This window comes from Bacillus sp. AFS053548 (genome assembly GCF_002575105.1).
Lineage (GTDB): Bacteria > Bacillota > Bacilli > Bacillales > Bacillaceae_G > Gottfriedia.
Genome location: NZ_NUHI01000032.1, coordinates 75,526 through 96,016 on the forward strand (window position 1 = coordinate 75,526; position 20,491 = coordinate 96,016).

A 20,491-nucleotide genomic window follows, 5' to 3' on the forward strand; every position below is an offset into this window, starting at 1 on the left:
TCATGTTATAACATCTTGAAGAAAGTTAAACTGGTTGTCACACAACAAGCAATATTTTAATTAAGAAATGATTTAAGAATTATTTAAGAAATTGATAATAGTAGTTTTATATCTTGCCACTATGATGAAAAGTATTAGATTAATGAAAACGGAGGGAACAGAGTAGTGGCTAAAAAGAAATTAAATTTGAAGAAAAAAAATATATTAGTTAGTGTACATGTTTTAGCAGTATGTGCTTGGTTTGGAGGTACATTAAGTTTAATAATATTAGGTTTATATTTAAAAAATGCGCAAAACTCAGAGCAGCTTATTTATACATTATCCAGTATGCATATTATTGATGAAAATTTACTAAAATATCCTGCACTTGCAACTTTAGTTACGGGGATTTTACTTTCTGTTTGGACGCAGTGGGGATTAGTAAAGCATTATTGGATTGTTATAAAACTCGTTCTAACTGTCTTAATTATCCTGATTGGCATCTTTTTGATTAATGATTGGTTCGCGTATTTAGTAAAAACCGCAGAAGGATTAGGGGTTAGTGCACTTAATCAAAATAAATTTGAGTCAACTTGGCTTTCGATTATTATAACTGGAATTTTTAACTTAAGTTGTTTAGCATTCATGACATACATTACGTATTTTAAACCTTTTGGAAAAATAAAAAAGAATAAAAAAGTGGCAACCCTCTAAAAATCATATTTATTGAAGTTTTAACTGATGAGAAGTAATACTATTTGAGTATTACTTCAGAGTCAATATGAAAAGTATGAACATTAAGTTTAACATTACTCATAAGGTTCTGATTGTTGTTGATTAAGTAGTGTTTTTCACGTTTTTATTGAATTAAAATTGATTTTACTGAAGAAATTATTTGAGCCTTCTTTAAAAACAATGTAAAAATAATGAAGCTATCAATTTTAAGAGTAAAGTCATAATGATATTTACCATAATTGGAAGTGTAAAGTTGTGTTAGTAGAAATTGACATTAACTTTTAGGTACAGATTTGTAAATAAAGGGCAATTCTTGAATTAATGATTATTCAAATGATTTAAAGAGTAATTTTTATATTTGAAGAATTGATTGGAACGGAAGGATGCTCTACTCCTATGGGATATGCAGGAAGGGTGAGACCCCGCAGGAACGAGGAGGCTCAGCTCATGCCCCATGGAAAGCGAGCATCATGTAGTGGAAATCAAGAAGACATTACTTATATAATCGAATACCTCTTTTTTTAACAGCAAAAAGTAATACTATTTGAGTATTACTTTTTTTTATGAAAAAACTATAATATTAACCAGAAAATTAAACATTCTAATAAATGTGTTTATATAGATTCTATATTGAAAGTAAGCGTTTAATTAAATATGACATTTGTCATCTTTTTCATATGACGCCTGCTACTACCAAAGGTAAAAATAACTTATATAATTAGGATAATATAACAATGAAATGTTACAACATTAGGAAGGAACTTCTAAATGTCAAAAGAAAATCAAAAGAGTTTACGAAAGCAAATTATTCCTTATGAAAAATCAAATTTAAAAGCTAGTATTTGGCAAATGATGAATACTTTTATTCCATTTATATTTTTGTGGTATCTTGCGTATAAAAGTATGTCTATTTCTGTAGTATTAACAATCTTTATTGATATAGTTGCTGCACTATTCTTAATAAGGATATTTATTATCTTCCATGACTGTTGTCATCAATCATTTTTTAAGAATAAAACAGCAAATAAAGTTCTTGGCACAATTACAGGCGTTGTTACTTTATTTCCTTTCAGCCAGTGGAAGCATAGTCATTCAGTACACCATGCGACCAGTGGTAACTTAGATAAGCGTGGAATTGGAGATATGTGGGTTTTAACTGTTGAGGAGTACGTTGCAGCATCATTCTGGACAAAAATACAATATCGTCTATACCGTAATCCATTAATCATGTTCGGTTTAGGACCAATTTATATCGTATTAATTACAAATCGATTCAATACAAAAAATGCAAAATTAAAAGAAAGACTAAACACCTATTTAACTAATATTTTAATTGTTGGGGTTTCAGCGTTATTTTGCTATACAATTGGTTGGGAAAATTATTTATTAGTGGAAGGTCCGATCTTTTTCATTTCGGCAGTATTAGGAATTTGGCTATTCTATGTACAGCACCAATTTGAAGACACTTATTTTGAAGAAGATGGGAATTGGGAATATGTAAAAGCAGCAGTTGAAGGAAGCTCTTTTTATAAACTTCCAAAATTATTGCAATGGATTACTGGTAATATTGGATACCACCATGTTCATCATTTAAGTCCAAGAGTACCAAATTATAATTTAGAGTCTGTTCATAATAATACGCTTCCATTACAAAATGTACCTACGATTACACTAAAAACAAGTTTAACATCTTTGAAATTCAAATTATGGGATGAAGAATCAAAGCAATTTGTAGGATTTAAAGATATAAAATCAATCTATAAAGTAAATCGCGAAAGTTCAGACACTGTCTGAACTTTTGATGTATTTTATTTATATTTTTATAAAGATTAACTTTGCTTAAATATGATAAGATTGTTAAAGTAGGTCACAAAACGTTTGAATAATGAGGTAAATTTATGTTTAAAAGATATTTAGTTTTCCTAAAAAGTACTGGAATCTCACCATATATTTGGACAGTTTTAGGAATTTTGCCATTTTATTTTATTTTTCTTTCTGCTCATTCCACTTTAAGAATCATAATAGGAATTTTACTAACAATATCATTTTTTATAATCTATCGATTGGCGTACAGATCAAAAGGATGGTCAATTTTTCTATGGTCATCAATCTTAATCATCATATCCACTTCAATGAATATACTTTTTAGCTATGTGTATTTTGCATTTTTTATAGCTTATATGATTGGAAAGAGAAAAAATCGTGCTACATTTTTAACTTTATATATCCTTCATTTAGTAATCACTACAATATCAATCAACATCACGATTATCCTTCAAGAAGAATTAATAATTAGGCAGCTTCCATTTATAATCATTACTTGGATTAGCGTTATTTTATTACCATTTAGTCTTTACAGTCGAAATGAAAGAGGGCAATTGGAAGAAAAGTTAGTAGATGCTAATAAACGTATATCAGATCTTGTAAAACTAGAAGAACGTCAAAGAATTGCTCGTGATTTACATGATACACTAGGTCAAAAACTTTCTCTGATTGGCTTAAAAAGTGACTTAGCTAGAAAGTTAATTACAAAGGATCCGGATTTAGCTCAAAATGAATTAAAGGATGTACAACAAACGGCCAGAACAGCTTTAAATGAGGTTCGAAAAATCGTTTCTCAAATGAGAGGGATTCGAATTAAAGACGAACTAATAAGAATTAAGCAAATTCTACATGCTGCTGAAATTACAGTTGAATGTAACGAAAACTTTCAACTTTCAAATGTTTCCTTACTTACAGAAAATATTGTCAGTATGTGCTTAAAGGAAGCCGTAACAAATGTTGTAAAACATAGTAGTGCCACTTTATGTAAAATATCAATTAAACAAATGAAAAATGAAATAATTTTTTCGGTAATAGATAATGGAGTTGGTTGTAAATCGGAAAAGTTTACAACTGGCTATGGCTTAATTGGAATGAAGGAACGACTCGAATTTGTGAATGGAACATTAGAGGTAAACTGTGAAAACGGAATGACTTTAATTATGAAAGTTCCAATCGATGTAAAACAAATTGAAGTGGAGGAACTAGTATGATTAGGATCGTAATTGCTGAAGACCAACGAATGCTATTAGGTGCTCTTGGTTCTTTACTTAATCTAGAAGATGATATGGAAGTTGTTGGTCAAGCATCAAACGGAGAAGAAGCAGTTAAACTAGTCAAGCAATTACAACCTGACATTTGTATAATGGATATTGAAATGCCTGGTAAAACTGGAATTGAGGCCGCAGAAGAATTAAAACCTTTAGATTGTAAAGTGATAATATTAACAACTTTTGCTAGATCTGGTTATTTTCAAAGAGCATTAAAAGCGGGTGTAAAGGGCTATTTATTAAAGGATAGTCCAAGTGAAGAGTTAGCAAGTTCAATTAGAAGTATTATTGCCGGGAAGAGAATCTATGCTCCAGAACTTATGGATGATGTATACGCTGAAGAAAATCCGTTAACTGACCGAGAAAAAGAAGTTTTAGAACTAGTAGCGGATGGTAAGAACACACAAGAAATTGCGGATGAATTGAGTCTAAAAACAGGTACAGTTAGAAATTATATATCTATGATTTTGGACAAATTAGAAGTTAAAAATAGAATCGAAGCTATAAAACAATCAAAAGAAAAAGGTTGGTTTAAGTGAAGTTAATGGTAGGAAGAATGAAAACAAGAAAAGCAGGTAGGGCAAGAATTGAAAACAAAATTTTTCAATCCTTTAACGCCTAAATCCTGCATTCCTTGTTCACCATTTAGTTTCCTGCTTTTCTTTTTTCTTTTTTTCTAGATTTTGTTTTTCCTTTTCCAAATTTTTGTACTTCCTTAAAAAATTCGTCTAGCTCCTGATTGAACTTATCTGTTTCTTCCAAAAATAAAAGATGACTACTATTATAAAATGGAACGAATTTTGAACCTTTTATATTTTTTTGAATAAACTCACCAGCGGCTAATGGGAAAAATCCATGACTACCAAAACAAATTAATGTTGGAATATCAACATTACAAAGAGTATCCCGATAATCTACAGCCGTTTGATTAAATACTATTGTACTTGCAATCGCTGCAGGTAATTTATTCATTTCTTTTAATATCCATTTATGTTCTTTTGGATCAGGTTGATCCATATACATACCATATATAAAATCGCTATTAAATTTGTTCTGATCTTCTTGGATCGACTGCATTACATTTTTTAAAATCGTAAAATCAAATGCTCCAAACTCCCAATCTGGCCATATATAATCGGATGCAGATTGATCAACAACTGTTAGCGCCTTAATATTTTTACTCCCAAATTGATTAACATAATCCCACAATACAAAAGCTCCCATTGACCAACCTACTAAAATTACATCCTTTAAATCGAGTTTTTCTATAAAGCATTTTAAATCACGAGCGTACTGTGCTACGGTATGACCATATTGAATTTTTGAGGACTTCCCATGTGCTCGTAAGTCTAAAGTAATGACGCGATAATTTTTACTAAAATACTGTACTTGTTTATGAAAAAACTTACTACTCATCATAACTCCATGAACAAAAATAACTGTTTGACCTTCTCCATGATCTTCATAATAGAGCTTTGTATGAGAATCAAGTTCTACATATGCCAATTTAATCGCCCCCATTGGCTTATAAATGTCTTACTTTCCTATATTATTTCATCTCATAATATTTCATGACTTTTGCGCAATTACTTTGAATAAGGCTGTTTATATAAAAATAACTGTTTTAATCACTTTATTACAATCATGGTAAGAAACTGTATAGTTAAGAATTAACTTGTAAATACATAATGTTTTTCTATTTAAAATAAAAATGTGGTAAAATTCAGATAAATACAGAAATTATCCAAGCATACATATGAAATAATACCTATCGTTTATTATTTATCGGAATGATCTTTAAATATTTTCCTATAATACATAAAACTGAATAGGGTGTGAACTTAATGGAAAATGCTGGATTCTATTGGGTAGGGTTAATCTTTTGGTTGTTAATAAGTTCTGGATGCGTTCTTTTAGTTTTTGGACTATGGAAAAAATCCTGGAAAACATTAATAATGAGCGGAGTTGCATTAATACTACCAACACTATATTTTGGTGGAGCAGAGAGTTGGTTTATGTTGGTTGCATTTCTTCCAATGATTCCATTAGCACTTGCTCTCATCATCAAAAAAACCAATGTTTGAGATGTGGATTAATACAATGTTTCGAATGTAAAGGAGAGAAATAAATGAATGTGATTGAGGGTTTTATTGAAGTAACAGGCGGGAAGGTATGGTATTCGTTTCATAATAAAAATTCATCTAATATCCCTGTTGTTGTTTTACATGGAGGGCCTGGATCATCGCACTATTCCATGCAAGGTCTACACGTATTAGCAGAAGATCGCCCAGTTATTTTTTATGATCAGTTAGGCTGTGGAAAGTCTGACCGTCCAACAGATACTACTTTATGGAATATTGATAGATTCGTTGAAGAATTAGCCCAAATCCGAGAAGCGCTTTCGCTTGATGAGTTTCATATACTCGGTCATTCATGGGGAACAACACTTGCTGCTGCTTATTATTTATCGAGACCAGTTGGAGTGAAAAGTATAATCTTTTCAAGCCCTTGTTTAAGCGCCCCATTATGGGCTGAGGATCAAGATCGAAATCGAAAACTACTCCCGCTTGATGTACAAGAAACATTAAATAAGTGCGAGGAAAATGGAACAACAGATTCAGAGGAATACAAAAATGCCAACGCTGTATTTAACAAACATTTTGTTTGCAGATTAGACCCATACCCAGAATTCCTTAAAAAAGGAAAACACTACAGAAATCCAGAAGTATACAATATTATGTGGGGACCATCGGAGTTTCATGTAACTGGAAACTTAAAGGATTTTGACTGCACTTCAAAATTAAAAGACATCCAAATTCCAACGATGTATACTTGCGGTAGATACGATGAAGCAACACCTAAATCAACAGAATATTTCCGCGAGCTAACGCCTAATGGAAAATTCCACGTATTTGAGCAAAGTGCACATATGCCGTACATAGAAGAACCAGAAGAGTATATACGAGTAGTTGAAAGCTTTTTAAAGGGAGTTGAATAAACAATTAAATTGTGAAACGCAAGGTTGATCCCTTGCGTTTTTTTATGGTGGTTTTTGTTAGTTGTGGAGGGGTTAAGAGTAGGTGGAAAAGGAGAAATATGATTTTTATTAATTTTTAGGGTATTCATGGGTAAGTAAAAAAAGAAAAAATTGAGATTTGGGAACACACAGGTTGTTCATGAGTAAGTTAAAAAGGAAAAAAATGATTTATAGTACCTCTAGTGAGTTCATGAGTAAGTAAAAAGGGAAAAAAATGATTTATAGTACCTCATAGATGGTTCATGAGGAAGTAAAAACGGAAAAAAGTGAATTATAGTACCTCATAGATGGTTCATGAGGAAGTAAAAACGGAAAAAAGTGAATTATAGTACATCATAGATGGTTCATGAGGAAGTAAAAACGGAAAAAAGTGAATTATAGTGCCTCATAGATGGTTCATGAGGAAGTTAAAAAGGAAAAAATTGAATTTTAATACCTCATAGAGTGATAATGAGGAAGTTAAAAAGGAAAAAAGTGATCTATAGTACCTCATGGAGGGTTCATGAGGTAGCTAAAAATAAAAAAAGTGAATTATGGTACCTCATAGAAAATTCATGAGTAATTAAATAGAAAAAAATTGAGTTAAAGTAACTAATAAGTTGCTCATATGTAACTGAAAAAGCAAAAAGGAAAGCACCTTACATAAAATAGGACCAAATATTATTAGAATTATCTGAAATATCTGGTCCTAAAGATGCAAATTATTCTATTAAATAATTATTATTTTAATACTAGCGAATACGTTGTCGTCTCATCCACTGAGTCGCAACCCATTTTTCTCCTCTAATAACAGGGCTACCTGCATGAATCGTTAGTTCATTGATTGCTTCGTCCTGATAAAAATATTCAAAGTATAAAGCAGTGCCTTTTTTGGCGGCAACAGAATAATTAAGTGTAGGAAAAATCGTTTCGCCGCCTTCTTCCACATCATTTAAATAGAGGATGAGTGTACTAATCCTATTATTATTTGTCCGATGATTGGAAAAGTAATCGAAATGCGGTTTATACTGCTGTCCAGGTTCGTAATGAAGTACTTGTAATGGTTCTGCATGTTCGATTGGAATATTCATAATCGTTTCGATTCGTTTTTCAATGCGTTTGATAAGTTCCGTTTCACTTTCCTCAAAAAACATACCACTACTTGTTCGCATCTCATTTTCCTCATGAGATAGCCCAATTTTTGACCGTTTCATGCGTAACTTTGCATGGTTAATTAACTCATCACATTCTTCATCACTTAAAACATTATCAAGTAAGACAACTAATGGTTCCTCTTTGCGAGTAAGAATCTCAATCTCGCGATCAATTGTTTGGATAGTCGGGCCAGTATGATTAAAAATGGTTTGTTCGATTTCTTTTAATTTTCCTTTTTCTAACATTTTGTCACATCTCCTTGTATAGTTCATTAATACAAATCCTAGGAAAAATTGGTGAGATCATTGCTTTGAACAAATTTCGCAAATCATTTTTGTAGAAAAGAAAAAACTAATATTTAAATTGATGTATCCAGGTTACAATACATATAGACAAAAAATTCGTTTTAAGAATATATTCCTCATTGTGTTGTCATTTTCCTGCTTAAATCAAAGCTTATCAGACCTAGGTTTAAAGAAAGTTTTGAAAATTAATTTTAGAGCATTTTAATTGTGATAATTTGGGAGTTTTGTCGAATTTCGTGTATTGAAAACCTTTAGTTTTGATAATAAGGGAGATATGTTTGAGTTGAATAAAAAAAGAAATGATATAATTTAATCATATGAAAATAGTAATTATCCAATCAATTGTTGGATGTTTAATAAAGAAAAAAGGTCAGATAAGTTAAAACTAACTAATCTAACCTTAATAAGCTATCTATTTCATGGGTTGTAAAGCCTTATACCGATCGACTGCTTTTTCATCTGCAGTTTTTGACATTTTGTAACGATAGATCGCATCTTCCCAGTCCCCATACATCGGATTTGGTAATTGGATATACTTTATCCCTAGGTCTTTTGCAATTTTATCGACATTATCTTTTCGAGTTTTCAAATCCGCTTTATAAAAAATATCTGATAAATCGTTTGAATTATCGCCTACTAACATAACAATTTCATGAGTTTTTGCAATCTCTGCTTGTCTCGGTCCTTTTTGAGCTGTATCTGTTTTCAAAAATAAATGTTTTGAGTCAACATTCGGTAATCCATGTAAATTCAAATTTTTAATTGTGTCATCTCGTGTTTTTTCAGGACGATTTGTAAGATAAAAAACATCTACATTCATTTTTTTCGCTGCGAGCAAGAAATCTTTTGCACCAGGAATTAAATCAGCTTTTGCCATATGGATCCATTCATCCCAGCCTTGTGGGTAGGAAGTATTATTTTTAATGGACCAAGCAGTATCAGGGGAATTATCAAGAATTGTTTCATCAATATCTAAAATAACTGCGGCTGGTTTCGCTTTTTTATTTATTTTATCAATTGCTTTCTTTTTAACCATTGTTTCAGCAAGCTCTTCTTTTGCCTGATTATAAATTTGAATTTGCAAAGCCTTGTTTTCCGCAGATGATTGAAACCAATTAGTAGACATAACATTATGTTCTTGAGTGCTTCTTGCAAATTCGGCTTTACTAAAACCAATGCCAGCTAATGAACCAAATGCAAATGCAAATAAGATAGAGAGAATAATAACAATTTTTTTCATAATAGATTCCTTTCATATTTATTAAATGTACCTAGCTAATTAAAAATTAGGTAGTACATATAAAAATTGCTTTTTAAGGTTGTTATTACCTAAAGACTAAAAAATATTCGCCTTTTTAAAAAATTTCATTTACTGTAATTTCAGAAATTTCTGAATGCAAACAAAAAAGTGATATGATAGAAGGGATTAAAATTTTAAGTTTAAAGGGAGGCTATCGATGACTATTCATTTAGAAATCGTAACAAGAGAAAGTTGGGAAGAAGCTTTAAAACTTGAAGTAGATAGAGAACAATTGAATTTTGTTCCTTCAGTTGCAGTATCCATTGCAAAAGTATATATAAAACCAGATGGCGAAAATGTGGAATATATCCCATTTGCAATTTATGATGATCAGAAAATGGTCGGATTTATTATGCATGCTTATGAAGAACATACAACAAATAGTTATTGGATAAATGGGTTTTTAATTGGTAAACAGTTTCAAGGTAAAGGTTATGGTAAATTAGCATTTGCTGAAATGATAAAATGGATTGTGAATAAATTTCAGCAATGCAATGAGATTCGCTTAACAGTTCATAAAGATAATAAATTAGCTATGAATTTATATAAGCAATACGGATTTAATCCGACTGGTGACTACTTTGGAGAAGAAGCAGTTTGGTATTACAATGTTCAGAGATAACTGAATTTTACGTATTATAAATTTTGAATTATTTGTGAACAATTTTTTAAATGATAGGAATTATTACCTGTAGGGTATGTCAAAAAGTAGGGGTTTTTACGCTATGGAGAAATGGGAACGAAGACTAATTAATACGAAACGAGGTACATTTGAAGTATTTTGTAAAGGTGAGGGAGAACCATTATGTGTCACACATAATTACTCTGAGTTTAATGATACTGGAGATTATTTTGCCAATTCATTTACTAAATTATTTAAAGTATTTTTAATAAATTTAAGAGAAACCGGTAATTCTGAAAAAGCACATTTTCCTTATGAATTGAGTATGGTAGAAACAATTTTTGATTTAGAAGAAATTAGGAAATCATTAGGTTATTTATCCTGGAATTTTGCTGGACATTCTACCGGTGGTATGCTTGGAATCATTTATGGGATCTATTTTTCAAATTCTTTAAATCATAATATTATTGTTGGGGCTGCAGCAAGAGACTATGCAACATTTTCAAAAAACTGTATTTATAACTGGGCTCATCCGCAATTTAATAACATGCAAGATTTAATTGAAAGACTAAAAATTAATGAATTGTCTATTGAAGAAAGAAAAGCTCTATCAATTGAGCGGACAAAGCTATCTTTACATAAACCTGAGAGATATCATGAATATTTTAATTTACCAATTTCTAAAAAAATGTCAGCAATTCGACTAAATTATTTTAATAGGGAATTTCAAATTTACGATGTAACAAAAAAGTTAGCATTAATAAGCTGCTCAACTTTAATCATTTGTGGCAAACATGATGTACAATGTCCAATCGAATATTCAGAAGAAATGGCTGAAGGAATTGCAAATTCAAAATTAGTCATTTTAAATCAAAGTAATCATTATCCATTTTTAGAAGAGAAGGAACTGTTTTTTAAGGAAGTAACACAATTTACTAAAAAAAAGCTTGTCTAAATCTACTGTAAGAAGTTGAAAAAATGTATAGAATGAAGTCAAAATAAGTTCAAATAATTTAGAGCAATTTTTTCATCATATTTTATACCTTTGTTAAATTTAGCAAGAGGGTATACGAACCTAGGATCCTAATCCTGATTCCAAAGCGATTCAAATGAATCGTTTTTTTTTTTTTTTTGAATTGTTAGAAAATAGTTAATTCATGGTAAAATATTTTTAATAAAATAGGTTTAATTATGTCTAAAATTTATTATCTTTTTATTTAAGGAGAATATAAAATGAATTTACCAGTCCTTTTCGTTATTATTGCGTTTTTTTTATCATTAGTTTGTGGTTCTGGATTTAGCCCATTGTTAATTACAAATGTTTTACTTGCCTTAATCGCAGGTATTTTATATGAACGAAGAGAAGAAAAACAAGTTAAGGAATAATTTACTAAAGCTGGAGGACTAAAGTTGTTAACAATTTATTTAACAAAATTGTTACGCATGCAGTTGTATTGGCAACAATTGTAGCTCATTTAAAACAAGCGCTAATTGAAAAATTATGGGATTTACCTTATGTCCACGGAACAAGTTTAACGATTATTCATTTTGGTGAAGAGAAAGAGTTGGAATTTGAAGTACTATGCGATACAGGTCATTTGGATCGTATTTAATGTTCTTACTAAAATATGATAGCCTACCTAATTTAAAATAGGTAGGCTATTTTAATGATCAAATTGATTGGAAAGATTTTTCATTATTATTAAATTTGCTAACTTCTTGATCAATCACTTTAATTAATAGGATTGTTACTAATACAAAAACAACGTCTATAAAATAGATTAATATGTTTAAATAGGTTTCTTGTAGCATAATGCCAAGCATTGCTCCCATCATTCCACCCATAATTCCCGCAGTTATACCTTCTAATACAGCCATTAATGATAAAGGTTTACCTGTTAAGTATCCTATTAATATGCCTGCAGTCATTGAAATAATTGTAGGAATGGTCAAATCTGTATTCCGAAAAAAAATACCAAAGATTGTACCTACGGTAACACTTGTCATCATTGAATTCGTCATACTGATCATTTTTCCAGCTGTACAAGAAAGTTTTTCTTTTTTTCTATTTGCGATTATGATGACATATGATGAAAGTAGTACAGTTAATACAATGCTAGCCCATTCTAAGAACATTAAGTTAAACTCCTCCCTATGTAGGATCCTTAGTTGTTTGAGTTATAACGTTCAATTATATGTTGAAAAAGCTTAATTGTATGATTGAGATAAGAATAATTTTATTTTTAATTATGCTTTCACATTTTTATCACAAATTTAATTAACATTTTTAAATAAAGTAAGGAAGAGGATTTTATTTAAAAAGGAGTGATGTTAATGAAGAAATTCTTTTACATATTCATTATTATGTTAAGTATTTTACTAGTTTGTTCTGGCTGTGGCAAAAAGGCTGAAGTTAAATCGAACTCTTTTTTAGATCATATTCAATTATCAATTAACGAAAAAAAATTAACAAATAAAAACCATACACATGTCTATCAAGTAAATTTAGTAGATTCAAATGGAAAAGAAGTAGATGTAGATTCGATTAATTTGAAAATGGAAATGAAAAGTATGAATCATCATGTTGAAGCGAGTATGAAGAAAATAAATACAGGTATATATGAAGTGAGCTTGGAACTGCCAATGGAAGGTACTTGGAGTAAACAAATTACTTTAAAAAAGGGTAAAAATGAACGTAAAGTATCAATTAAATAAAGAAGAATAAGAAAAAGATAGTAAATTTAGTAAAATAGACTATTTTTTACTATCTTTTTTTGAAATACAATTGGTAGTCCATTTAAGCAAGATGGGTATAACTGCTTCTGTTAGTAAATAATTAATTAATTAGTCTACAACAATATAACCAATCATTGGTGCCCCGTCATGAGAATGAGTATCACAAATTAATCGGTATGTACCTTCTTTTTTAAAGAATAAAGGTACTTCAGTCGTTTTACCTTTAACAACTACACCCGTGATATTTGTTCCTTCGATATGGAAACTATGTTCTTTTCCGTTTATTCCATGAATTTTTAAATTTACTTTTTGGTTTTTTTCAATCACTATCGTACCTGGATCCCATCTATAAGCTTCGATTTCCGTTCCATCATCTAGCTTTGTACTGAATTCGGCTGTTATCATATCGATATCTATGGTTTTTACGTGCTGCTGCTCAACTGCAGTCTGAACTGAATTGGGTGTTAAGTAATACCAACCACTTAATCCAATAACTACAAGGAGAAAGCAAATTAATAACCATTTTTTCTTAATAAAAATAAAGTGCATAAGACACCTCCAAAATTAATTTCATATTATAAAATATGCTTATCCTATTAATAACTTGTCTACTAATTCTACTTTCATAAGTTTCTTAGTTATTTCTTTTATTCATAATGTATTAAAGGGAATAATTACTAAATTTGGATTATTCAAGACGGGTAATCTGCTATATAATGGAAATGTAGTAATTTTTTGGAGGGGATCTGATGTTTAAAAAAGTACTAGCTAGACTAGGAATTGGAGCAGCTTCGGTAAATACAATTATTCATACTAGAGATTTATATCCAGGAAAAAATGTTGAAGGTGTAGTTGAAGTTAAAGGTGGTTCAGTTGCACAAGAAATTAATCATATTGGGCTTAAGTTAAAATCTTATGCTAAAAAGAAAAGTGGAGACGATGAGGTAAACGTTAAAATTCAATTACATGAAGAGCGTGTATCCGGAAAGATGAAAATTGAAGCGAATGAAGAAATAGTAATTCCTTTTTCGTTCCAATTGCCATTTTACACACCGATTACTATAAGGCATGGCCAAGTTTGGATTGAGACTGATTTAGATATTGATTTAAGTTTAGACCCAACAGATACTGATTTCTTAAAGGTTCATGCACATGAAGAATTAGCAAACTTTGTAGAAGCATCTAAAATTCTTGGCTTCCGTTTACGTCAGGTCGAGGTGGAGGCTCAAAATGGTCGATTCTATCAAGAGTGGGAGTTTGTTCCAAGCTCTAAAAGAGAATGGCGATTTGATGAAATTGAATGTATGATCGAACCGAATAAAGATGGACTGTTTATGATGGTAGTAGTAGATAAATCTGGTTCAAATCGTGGTTTAACAGGTTTACTACAAGAATCATTAGGATTAGATGAAAAGAAAACATCACTTAGCTTTAAAAATGAGCAACTTAAAGATGCGCAATCAATTGCAAATTCAATTAGGGTATTTTTACAACAATATAACTAATTAAAAAGTAAGAGACAGATTTGTCTCTTACTTTTTAATTTACAGTTGGAAATTCTCATTCTTAAGACCGAATTTAAATTGAATTTATAATAAAAACTATCCGTATAAGAATTTATAGAATACAATAGTATTTATTAGAAAAAATTAACATTTTTGTTGAAAAGGAGTTTTTATGAGATCTAACGTTAAAAATATGAAATGGATTTCGGGTGGTTTTGAAGCATTACTCGGTATACCTGTTTTAGGTGGTTCGATCGTTATTGGCTTTGGTTATACGCCATTATTTATTGCTTTAATCCTCCACATCATTACGCTCGTGTTAGCGAAAAAAGCAGGTGTCTCTGCTAGTGGAAATATTTTTGGGATTGTAACTTCATGCCTTGCATGGATTCCTATATTAGGTATGATTATGCATATTCTATCAGCCATCTTTATTTTAATTGGTGCGGCGACTCAACGTTCAAAATAGACAGATTTTTAAGTTTATGTTTGTGACTAAGCACAAGACTAACTTTAGGTTAGTCTTTCATTATTTTTAAGAAAGAGTGATAAAGGTGGTCTTTTTCTTAATCAGCGGTTTTTTTATTCTTCTTATCCTAGGAATCGTTTTAATTGTAAAGGGTTTTTTAGTAAAAGGGCTAATATCGATTAGTGCAAGTATCGTTATTGGCATTGTTATGATTATTTACTATGAGCGCAGAAGAACGAAAAGAAGAGCAATCGATTGGTGTGATTGCGGTGATTTTGGTTTTATACCAGATTGTGACATCCCTGATTGTCATCATCACACTCCTGATTGCACACCGGATTGTGATTGTAGTCCAGATTGTCCAAGCTAGGGGGATTAATTTTGATTTTAAATTGGATTCCATGTCATCGTAAGCAAGAAAGATCATTTCATATAGGCTCTTATACTTTTCCACTTTGTGCAAGATGTACAGCCATACTTGTGGGTTATTTGTTTCTTCCATTTGTATTTATGATCTCATCATTTATATTTTGGTGGTATATTCCTATTTTAATGATTCCGTTATTAATTGATGGGTATACACAGAAATGGAAATGGAGAGAAAGTAATAATTTCTTTCGTTTCATAACAGGATTCCTATTTGGAATTGCTCAAACAATATTGATTGTAAGGTCTGTTCTATTTTTGATAAAAATTCTTATGTAAATTCTATATATATCTATTATGAATTTTTTTCTCCCTAGTTGGTTAAAGTAACATTTAGATTCTTTATTAAGGAGGATTAAAAAATGGAAGATACACATGAGTTTGTCGAAAAATTACATGAAAGACAAAGAAAAGACCAAAAAAATAAAGAACATCAAGGTAATGGAACACCAAACGAAAAATTACCTACTAAACAACATGGTACAAATAAATAAAATTTAAAAAAGCATGAAGCCGTGGCTATAGTCATGGCTTTTTTTAATATATTAAATATAATAAATAATTTGCGTTCATTTAAAATGCTATTTAAAAATAATAACGATGCTCAAATTATAAAATATAATTATTGTCATAAATAAATCAAATCTGCAAAATTAAATAAGAAAGAAGACACAATGTCTTCTTCCTTATATTTTAAAATATCCTTTCAGTTACAGACTGTGGGCCTTTGTGTTAGTTTTCAAGATAAGGTTTGGCTGAGACATCATCGTATTACCGTTCACTTGAGATGCTGAACGCTTAGCCCTTGTCCAATTATGAACAAATTTCTGAGAATGTGGATCTAAATGATTTTTGGAGTTCATGTTTGATTCACCTCTTAGATATTATAGGATATTTTCGATATTCAATTGAATATCGTATTTAGTATTTGAAAATAGGTTGAAAAAGATACTATTTAAATACATAAAATTAAATATCGATTTAGCATTTTGAAACTCAGGGATTGTTTATTAAAGATACCATTGTTAATAGTAAAACAATAAATTTTAACATAGTTAATTTTTGAAGGATTTGTATATACTTTATTGAATTCTTTTAAGTTCAAAATAAACATTTTTGATTTGAAAGGATTTTATTGATGGAAAAAATTATTAAAACATTTACTAAAACAATATCCATTATCAGTTAAATCAATTGAAATTATTAAAGACTTAAACATAAAAAAAAATGGCATAATGAAAAGCATTTTAAAATTTTAGTTAACAACTGTGCTTATTCAGCTAGATTTATTAGGACCCATCGATCAAAAAATGAATTTTTTGGTGAACTTTCAGATGAAATAATTGAAGAACAAATAAAATTCACAGAATTATTGGTTGAAAATAGAATTCCAATTATGCAGATTGTTAAATCTAGAAAGAATGAACGTTTTTTGAGCGTTTTAATTGAAAATCAATCGTATCGTTTTATATTATTTAAATGGATAGATGGAATACATATTACTAAATTTAATCATTTGATAACCGAAAAAGTTGGAATGATGGCTGCTAGTTTTCATAAGACTGCGGCTCGGTTTAAATGTAATTCTTTTCCTAAAAATATTGATCGACTTACTTTATTACTTTGGCTTTCTGGGTGCATAAATTGGGGGTTCTATCAAATAACTTCAAATTTAATCAATACAAATGAAAATAAATTAAAACCTCATTTAGATTATTATTTAAAAAGAGGTAAAGAATTAAAGGCGTTATTAATTTAGAGACATTGTTAATATACTTTTTTCAAAGGGGAAACCATGATGGATATTCAAAATGAGGTCTTACAATTTAAAATGGATATAGGCGTTAAAAAACCTGATAGTATTAAAAATAAAGAAGTTAAATGCCCATTCTGTGATCGTGAAAGCTTAACGGATATTATCGATACATCTGGATCGATTATTTATTTGAAAAATAAATTTCCAACATTAGAAGACACTTTTCAAACTGTTATTATTGAAAGCGACGATTGTGAAGGTGATCCTTCGAAATATTCTTTAACACATTTGACAGAATTATTAGCATTTGCAATTGATAAATGGGATGAAATGGAATCGACAGGAGAATACAAATCTGTTATTTTATATAAAAATCATGGCCCATTATCAGGAGGAACACTAAGTCATCCTCATATGCAAATTGTTGGTTTGAAAAATATTGATAACAACAAAAAGGTAACAGATGTGTATTTCGAGGGGATTACCATTTCGTCGGATAATGGATATGAATTAAACATTTCTACTCATCCAATTATGGGATTTAGAGAATTCAATATTCTTATTGATGATCAGAAATTTATTCCACAAATGGCCGTCTACTTACAAACGGTTACCCATTATTTGCTTAACCATTTTTTTAAAGGTCTTCACAGCTATAATTTATTCTTTTATAAATGGAAGGGGAAAATTATTTGTAAAATTATTCCTAGATTTGTTGTCTCTCCATTATTTATCGGCTATTCAATTTCTCAAGTGTCTAATCAGTTAGAAGTACATAAAGATCAAATACTTAGTCTTTACCAAAAAGAATTAGAGGCAATTTCTTCAATATAAAAAAGAGCTTACGCGATGTAAGCTCTTTTTCACGTTGTTGAAAAACAAAATTGTTCACTTATTATCAAATTTTCGTAAAAGGAGGAGAGTGATGTTGATTTCCACTATAATTCGTTTTTTAATTCTCTAATTTGCTCAATATGACGTTTTTCATGAACACCTATAAAAGGAATCCATTGTTTTAAATTGATTTGCCCAAAAATCGGATGTGGCATGCCTTTATCATCTAATTTATGATCTTTAGTTAGTTCAACAAAATCAAGTAGTGATTTTCTAGATTGGTTCAATTTCTCAATCATTTCTTTTTTAGTAATGAATTGATCAGTTGGTTCAAAATGAGGTGGGGAGGATATTTTTTTAGTACGATCAGTTGCTAGGTGAATTGGCTTATCTTGAATAACTTCACTAGGTGGTTCATTAAATGTTCGTGTCATTAGCTTTACTAATTTAGATTCCATTAAGTATAAATGTTCAAGAACTTGCATAATGGACCATTTTTCATTATTTACCTTCTTATTTAACTGTTCATCTGTTAAATGATCAATAACTTCCATAAGTTCTTCACGAATTTGGATATTCTCTTTCAAAAGATATTCCCCATTTCTATTTTAATAATTGTAAACCGAAATTTTTTACCAGACTCTATGAATCTAAAATTTGAGTATTACTCTTATTTAGATAAATATTATGAGTAAACATAAGAAATAATATAAAAAACAAATTTAAATTCTTATTTTTAGTTTAATGTAGCCTGTAAATTTTTACAAATTTGAACGGTTTTAAATGGGTTTGAACGAATTAGATTGTTATTGAACGTTTTTGGAAGAAAATGATTGATTTTTTATTTTTTGTGTCTTATACTTGGTTTTATGAAAGGATGAATTCTATGTTAACTCCGGAAAGACAACAATTCATTATAGAGATGATAAAAAGAATGGGTATTGTGAAATTAAGGGATATCGTAGAAGCCACAAATACTTCTGAGTCGACAATACGACGTGATTTAGTTGAGCTTGAGTCTCTTAATCTCTTAAAAAGAGTTCATGGTGGAGCCGCTTCAATCAATAGCAAAGCCACTGAATTAAGTATGACTGAAAAAACATCCAAAAACGTTCAAAGTAAAAAATTAATCGCCGGGCTAGCAGTAACTCAAATTAATGAAGGCGATTGTATATATTTAGATGCTGGAAGCACTACATTTGAAATGATTCCTTTATTAAAGGGGTTAGATGTAACAGTCGTTACGAATGGATTAATGCATGTTGAAGCTCTTTTCGAAAATGAAGTGTCCGCCTATCTTATAGGTGGAAAAATGAAAGGGCATACAAAAGCGTTGATTGGGAGTATGGCTTCGGAAAGTTTAAAGAATTATCGGTTTGATAAATGTTTTATTGGGGCGAACGGTATCCATCCCGAGTTTGGCTATACTACGCCAGATCCTGAAGAGGCGTTTGTAAAGAAAACAGCAATCTCTATGTCAGAGAAAGTATTCATAATAGCTGATTACAGTAAATTTGGCGAAACAAGTTTTGCAAAGATTGGTGAAATTGAAGAAGCGATTATTTTAACGGACGAAATAGATGATGTACTTGCCAAACAATTTGAGGAAAAAACATCTTTGATAAAGGTAGTGAAATCATGATTTATACAGTAACACTTAATCCTTCAATCGATTACATCGTTGAAGTAGACGATATAGGCTTAGGAAAAATTAATCGAATGAAAAGGGAAAATAAATTTCCTGGTGGTAAAGGAATTAATGTTTCTAGAGTTTTGAAAAGATTAGATGTCGAAAGCATAGCACTTGGTTTCGTCGGAGGATTTACAGGAGATTTTATTAAAAATGTATTGGGAAATGAAAGAGTTACATCTGACTTTGTTCAAGTAGAAGGCGATTCTAGAATTAACATAAAATTAAAATCTCAATTAGAAACTGAAATTAACGGACAAGGCCCAGCAATTTCCGAGGAAAAATTAGATCAATTTTTTTATAAACTAAAACAAATTAAAAAAGGTGATTATGTTGTATTAGCTGGTAATATCCCTAATACATTACCATCTGATTTATATGAACAATTGACTTTGTGGGGACAAGAAAATGGGATCCATATCATTGTAGATGCAAGTGGAAAAGTACTTTTAGATGTGGTTAAACATCGTCCATTTTTTATTAAGCCAAATCATCATGAATTAGGTGACTTATTTGATGTCAAAATTACTTCAATTGAACAAGCAATCCCGTACGGTAAAAAGTTAGTTGAAATGGGTGCTCAAAATGTAGGGATCTCATTTGCAGGTGATGGAGCGATTCTTATTACAGAGTCTTCCGTTTATGTATCAAATGTTCCAAAGGGAGAAGTAATTAATTCAGTCGGTGCAGGTGATTCACTTGTGGCTGGTTTTGTTGGTACTTATGTAAAAACAAATAATATTGAAACTGCATTTAAAGTAGGTGTAGCATCAGGTAGTGCTACCGCTTTTTCAGAGGATTTAACAAAAAGAGAGAAAATTGAAGAATTACTTAATCAAGTAAAGATTGAAAAAGGTTAGGGGGGCGAACT

27 protein-coding genes are annotated in these 20,491 nt (G+C 30.3%); 20 read left to right on the forward strand and 7 right to left on the reverse strand.

Annotated elements, in window-relative coordinates; genetic code table 11:
• Positions 1-165 precede the first annotated feature (165 nt).
• The 4 genes from CN946_RS17375 (at position 166) to CN946_RS17390 (ending at position 4,345) form a co-directional block, all read left to right on the forward strand.
• Positions 166-693: a hypothetical protein gene (locus CN946_RS17375; RefSeq protein WP_098862298.1), complete on the forward strand. Its 528-nt coding sequence runs from the start codon at positions 166-168 to the stop codon at positions 691-693.
• Between the two features lie 789 nt (positions 694-1,482).
• On the forward strand, positions 1,483-2,508 hold the full coding sequence (gene desA / locus CN946_RS17380; RefSeq protein ID WP_098862299.1) for a Delta(5) desaturase DesA: 1,026 nt from the start codon (positions 1,483-1,485) through the stop codon (positions 2,506-2,508).
• 104 nt (positions 2,509-2,612) lie between these two features.
• Positions 2,613-3,749, forward strand: a complete 1,137-nt coding sequence (locus CN946_RS17385) for a sensor histidine kinase (RefSeq protein WP_098426172.1) — start codon at positions 2,613-2,615, stop codon at positions 3,747-3,749.
• On the forward strand, positions 3,746-4,345 hold the full coding sequence (locus tag CN946_RS17390) for a response regulator transcription factor (protein ID WP_098862300.1): 600 nt from the start codon (positions 3,746-3,748) through the stop codon (positions 4,343-4,345). The genes CN946_RS17385 and CN946_RS17390 overlap by 4 nt, the downstream gene beginning before the upstream one ends.
• A gap of 106 nt (positions 4,346-4,451) precedes the next feature.
• On the opposite strand, the gene CN946_RS17395 is transcribed toward CN946_RS17390, so the two are convergent.
• Positions 4,452-5,312, reverse strand: a complete 861-nt coding sequence (locus CN946_RS17395) for an alpha/beta fold hydrolase (protein WP_098862301.1) — start codon at positions 5,310-5,312, stop codon at positions 4,452-4,454.
• 338 nt (positions 5,313-5,650) lie between these two features.
• On the opposite strand from CN946_RS17395, the gene CN946_RS17400 reads away from it, so the two are divergent.
• Both CN946_RS17400 and CN946_RS17405 read left to right on the forward strand, forming a co-directional pair.
• On the forward strand, positions 5,651-5,890 hold the full coding sequence (locus CN946_RS17400; protein ID WP_098862302.1) for a hypothetical protein: 240 nt from the start codon (positions 5,651-5,653) through the stop codon (positions 5,888-5,890).
• Positions 5,891-5,934: 44 nt separating this feature from the next.
• Positions 5,935-6,804, forward strand: coding sequence for a proline iminopeptidase-family hydrolase (locus tag CN946_RS17405; RefSeq protein WP_098862303.1), 870 nt, complete (start codon positions 5,935-5,937; stop codon positions 6,802-6,804).
• Between the two features lie 770 nt (positions 6,805-7,574).
• Here the strand turns inward: CN946_RS17405 and CN946_RS17410 are convergent.
• Both CN946_RS17410 and CN946_RS17415 read right to left on the reverse strand, forming a co-directional pair.
• On the reverse strand, positions 7,575-8,222 hold the full coding sequence (locus CN946_RS17410) for a 2OG-Fe(II) oxygenase (protein WP_098862304.1): 648 nt from the start codon (positions 8,220-8,222) through the stop codon (positions 7,575-7,577).
• 472 nt (positions 8,223-8,694) lie between these two features.
• Entirely contained in the window at positions 8,695-9,522 is an 828-nt protein-coding gene (locus tag CN946_RS17415; RefSeq protein ID WP_098862305.1) for a 5'-nucleotidase, lipoprotein e(P4) family, read from the reverse strand.
• 217 nt (positions 9,523-9,739) lie between these two features.
• On the opposite strand from CN946_RS17415, the gene CN946_RS17420 reads away from it, so the two are divergent.
• The 4 genes from CN946_RS17420 to CN946_RS23565 all read left to right on the forward strand — a co-directional run bounded on the left by CN946_RS17420 (position 9,740) and on the right by CN946_RS23565 (position 11,817).
• A complete protein-coding gene (locus CN946_RS17420) occupies positions 9,740-10,204 on the forward strand; it encodes a GNAT family N-acetyltransferase (protein WP_098862306.1) in 465 nt (154 codons plus the stop codon).
• Between the two features lie 103 nt (positions 10,205-10,307).
• On the forward strand, positions 10,308-11,159 hold the full coding sequence (locus CN946_RS17425; RefSeq protein WP_098862307.1) for an alpha/beta fold hydrolase: 852 nt from the start codon (positions 10,308-10,310) through the stop codon (positions 11,157-11,159).
• Positions 11,160-11,437: 278 nt separating this feature from the next.
• Positions 11,438-11,590, forward strand: coding sequence for a hypothetical protein (locus CN946_RS23560; RefSeq protein WP_176547368.1), 153 nt, complete (start codon positions 11,438-11,440; stop codon positions 11,588-11,590).
• Between the two features lie 68 nt (positions 11,591-11,658).
• Entirely contained in the window at positions 11,659-11,817 is a 159-nt protein-coding gene (locus CN946_RS23565) for a histidine phosphatase family protein (protein ID WP_176547369.1), read from the forward strand.
• A gap of 58 nt (positions 11,818-11,875) precedes the next feature.
• Here the strand turns inward: CN946_RS23565 and CN946_RS17430 are convergent, their stop codons facing one another.
• Positions 11,876-12,340 carry a hypothetical protein gene (locus tag CN946_RS17430; RefSeq protein ID WP_098862308.1) on the reverse strand — a complete coding sequence of 155 codons (465 nt, stop codon included), beginning with the start codon at positions 12,338-12,340 and terminating at the stop codon, positions 11,876-11,878.
• A 198-nt stretch (positions 12,341-12,538) separates the two neighbouring features.
• Between CN946_RS17430 and CN946_RS17435 the strand changes: the two genes are divergently transcribed.
• Positions 12,539-12,919 carry a FixH family protein gene (locus CN946_RS17435; protein WP_176547370.1) on the forward strand — a complete coding sequence of 127 codons (381 nt, stop codon included), beginning with the start codon at positions 12,539-12,541 and terminating at the stop codon, positions 12,917-12,919.
• A gap of 129 nt (positions 12,920-13,048) precedes the next feature.
• On the opposite strand, the gene CN946_RS17440 is transcribed toward CN946_RS17435, so the two are convergent.
• Positions 13,049-13,489 (reverse strand): cupredoxin domain-containing protein, encoded by a 441-nt coding sequence (locus tag CN946_RS17440; RefSeq protein WP_098862310.1) that lies wholly within the window; start codon positions 13,487-13,489, stop codon positions 13,049-13,051.
• A gap of 200 nt (positions 13,490-13,689) precedes the next feature.
• Between CN946_RS17440 and CN946_RS17445 the strand changes: the two genes are divergently transcribed.
• From CN946_RS17445 to CN946_RS17465, 5 genes are all read left to right on the forward strand, one after another.
• Positions 13,690-14,445, forward strand: a complete 756-nt coding sequence (locus tag CN946_RS17445) for a sporulation protein (RefSeq protein WP_098862311.1) — start codon at positions 13,690-13,692, stop codon at positions 14,443-14,445.
• Positions 14,446-14,617: 172 nt separating this feature from the next.
• A complete protein-coding gene (locus tag CN946_RS17450; RefSeq protein WP_097976928.1) occupies positions 14,618-14,914 on the forward strand; it encodes a hypothetical protein in 297 nt (98 codons plus the stop codon).
• 85 nt (positions 14,915-14,999) lie between these two features.
• The gene (locus tag CN946_RS17455) at positions 15,000-15,284 is read left to right on the forward strand and encodes a hypothetical protein (protein ID WP_098862312.1); all 285 of its coding nucleotides are present in this window, start codon (positions 15,000-15,002) and stop codon (positions 15,282-15,284) included.
• A gap of 11 nt (positions 15,285-15,295) precedes the next feature.
• Positions 15,296-15,619: a DUF2085 domain-containing protein gene (locus tag CN946_RS17460; RefSeq protein ID WP_286133970.1), complete on the forward strand. Its 324-nt coding sequence runs from the start codon at positions 15,296-15,298 to the stop codon at positions 15,617-15,619.
• Between the two features lie 83 nt (positions 15,620-15,702).
• On the forward strand, positions 15,703-15,834 hold the full coding sequence (locus tag CN946_RS17465; protein WP_098862313.1) for a DUF4023 domain-containing protein: 132 nt from the start codon (positions 15,703-15,705) through the stop codon (positions 15,832-15,834).
• Positions 15,835-16,050: 216 nt separating this feature from the next.
• On the opposite strand, the gene CN946_RS17470 is transcribed toward CN946_RS17465, so the two are convergent.
• Positions 16,051-16,203, reverse strand: a complete 153-nt coding sequence (locus CN946_RS17470; protein ID WP_082459321.1) for a YpzG family protein — start codon at positions 16,201-16,203, stop codon at positions 16,051-16,053.
• A 569-nt stretch (positions 16,204-16,772) separates the two neighbouring features.
• Here CN946_RS17470 and CN946_RS17475 point away from each other — a divergent pair.
• Positions 16,773-17,099: a hypothetical protein gene (locus tag CN946_RS17475; RefSeq protein WP_176547371.1), complete on the forward strand. Its 327-nt coding sequence runs from the start codon at positions 16,773-16,775 to the stop codon at positions 17,097-17,099.
• 45 nt (positions 17,100-17,144) lie between these two features.
• Positions 17,145-17,930: a DUF4931 domain-containing protein gene (locus CN946_RS17480; RefSeq protein WP_483295404.1), complete on the forward strand. Its 786-nt coding sequence runs from the start codon at positions 17,145-17,147 to the stop codon at positions 17,928-17,930.
• Between the two features lie 104 nt (positions 17,931-18,034).
• Here CN946_RS17480 and CN946_RS17485 read toward each other — a convergent pair whose 3' ends face one another.
• Entirely contained in the window at positions 18,035-18,517 is a 483-nt protein-coding gene (locus tag CN946_RS17485; protein WP_098862315.1) for a DinB family protein, read from the reverse strand.
• Positions 18,518-18,816: 299 nt separating this feature from the next.
• Here CN946_RS17485 and CN946_RS17490 point away from each other — a divergent pair, with 299 nt between their 5' ends.
• Together CN946_RS17490 and pfkB are read left to right on the forward strand one after the other, a co-directional pair.
• The gene (locus tag CN946_RS17490) at positions 18,817-19,572 is read left to right on the forward strand and encodes a DeoR/GlpR family DNA-binding transcription regulator (RefSeq protein ID WP_286133972.1); all 756 of its coding nucleotides are present in this window, start codon (positions 18,817-18,819) and stop codon (positions 19,570-19,572) included.
• The gene (gene pfkB / locus CN946_RS17495; RefSeq protein WP_098862317.1) at positions 19,569-20,480 is read left to right on the forward strand and encodes a 1-phosphofructokinase; all 912 of its coding nucleotides are present in this window, start codon (positions 19,569-19,571) and stop codon (positions 20,478-20,480) included. The genes CN946_RS17490 and pfkB overlap by 4 nt, the downstream gene beginning before the upstream one ends.
• Positions 20,481-20,491: the final 11 nt, after the last annotated feature.

Excerpts from the sequence above, each read along its gene's own strand:
- CN946_RS17435 (WP_176547370.1), top strand. The coding sequence starts at position 12,539 with ATGAAGAAATTCTTTTACATATTCATTATTATGTTAAGTATTTTACTA.
- CN946_RS17440 (WP_098862310.1), bottom strand. The coding sequence starts at position 13,489 with ATGCACTTTATTTTTATTAAGAAAAAATGGTTATTAATTTGCTTTCTC.
- CN946_RS17445 (WP_098862311.1), top strand. The coding sequence starts at position 13,690 with ATGTTTAAAAAAGTACTAGCTAGACTAGGAATTGGAGCAGCTTCGGTA.
- CN946_RS17400 (WP_098862302.1), top strand. The coding sequence starts at position 5,651 with ATGGAAAATGCTGGATTCTATTGGGTAGGGTTAATCTTTTGGTTGTTA.
- CN946_RS17420 (WP_098862306.1), top strand. The coding sequence starts at position 9,740 with ATGACTATTCATTTAGAAATCGTAACAAGAGAAAGTTGGGAAGAAGCT.
- CN946_RS17415 (WP_098862305.1), bottom strand. The coding sequence starts at position 9,522 with ATGAAAAAAATTGTTATTATTCTCTCTATCTTATTTGCATTTGCATTT.
- CN946_RS17430 (WP_098862308.1), bottom strand. The coding sequence starts at position 12,340 with ATGTTCTTAGAATGGGCTAGCATTGTATTAACTGTACTACTTTCATCA.
- CN946_RS17410 (WP_098862304.1), bottom strand. The coding sequence starts at position 8,222 with ATGTTAGAAAAAGGAAAATTAAAAGAAATCGAACAAACCATTTTTAAT.
- CN946_RS17490 (WP_286133972.1), top strand. The coding sequence starts at position 18,817 with ATGTTAACTCCGGAAAGACAACAATTCATTATAGAGATGATAAAAAGA.
- CN946_RS17385 (WP_098426172.1), top strand. The coding sequence starts at position 2,613 with ATGTTTAAAAGATATTTAGTTTTCCTAAAAAGTACTGGAATCTCACCA.
- CN946_RS17470 (WP_082459321.1), bottom strand. The coding sequence starts at position 16,203 with ATGAACTCCAAAAATCATTTAGATCCACATTCTCAGAAATTTGTTCAT.
- CN946_RS17425 (WP_098862307.1), top strand. The coding sequence starts at position 10,308 with ATGGAGAAATGGGAACGAAGACTAATTAATACGAAACGAGGTACATTT.
- CN946_RS17450 (WP_097976928.1), top strand. The coding sequence starts at position 14,618 with ATGAGATCTAACGTTAAAAATATGAAATGGATTTCGGGTGGTTTTGAA.
- CN946_RS17405 (WP_098862303.1), top strand. The coding sequence starts at position 5,935 with ATGAATGTGATTGAGGGTTTTATTGAAGTAACAGGCGGGAAGGTATGG.
- CN946_RS17390 (WP_098862300.1), top strand. The coding sequence starts at position 3,746 with ATGATTAGGATCGTAATTGCTGAAGACCAACGAATGCTATTAGGTGCT.
- CN946_RS17465 (WP_098862313.1), top strand. The coding sequence starts at position 15,703 with ATGGAAGATACACATGAGTTTGTCGAAAAATTACATGAAAGACAAAGA.
- CN946_RS23560 (WP_176547368.1), top strand. The coding sequence starts at position 11,438 with ATGAATTTACCAGTCCTTTTCGTTATTATTGCGTTTTTTTTATCATTA.
- desA (WP_098862299.1), top strand. The coding sequence starts at position 1,483 with ATGTCAAAAGAAAATCAAAAGAGTTTACGAAAGCAAATTATTCCTTAT.
- pfkB (WP_098862317.1), top strand. The coding sequence starts at position 19,569 with ATGATTTATACAGTAACACTTAATCCTTCAATCGATTACATCGTTGAA.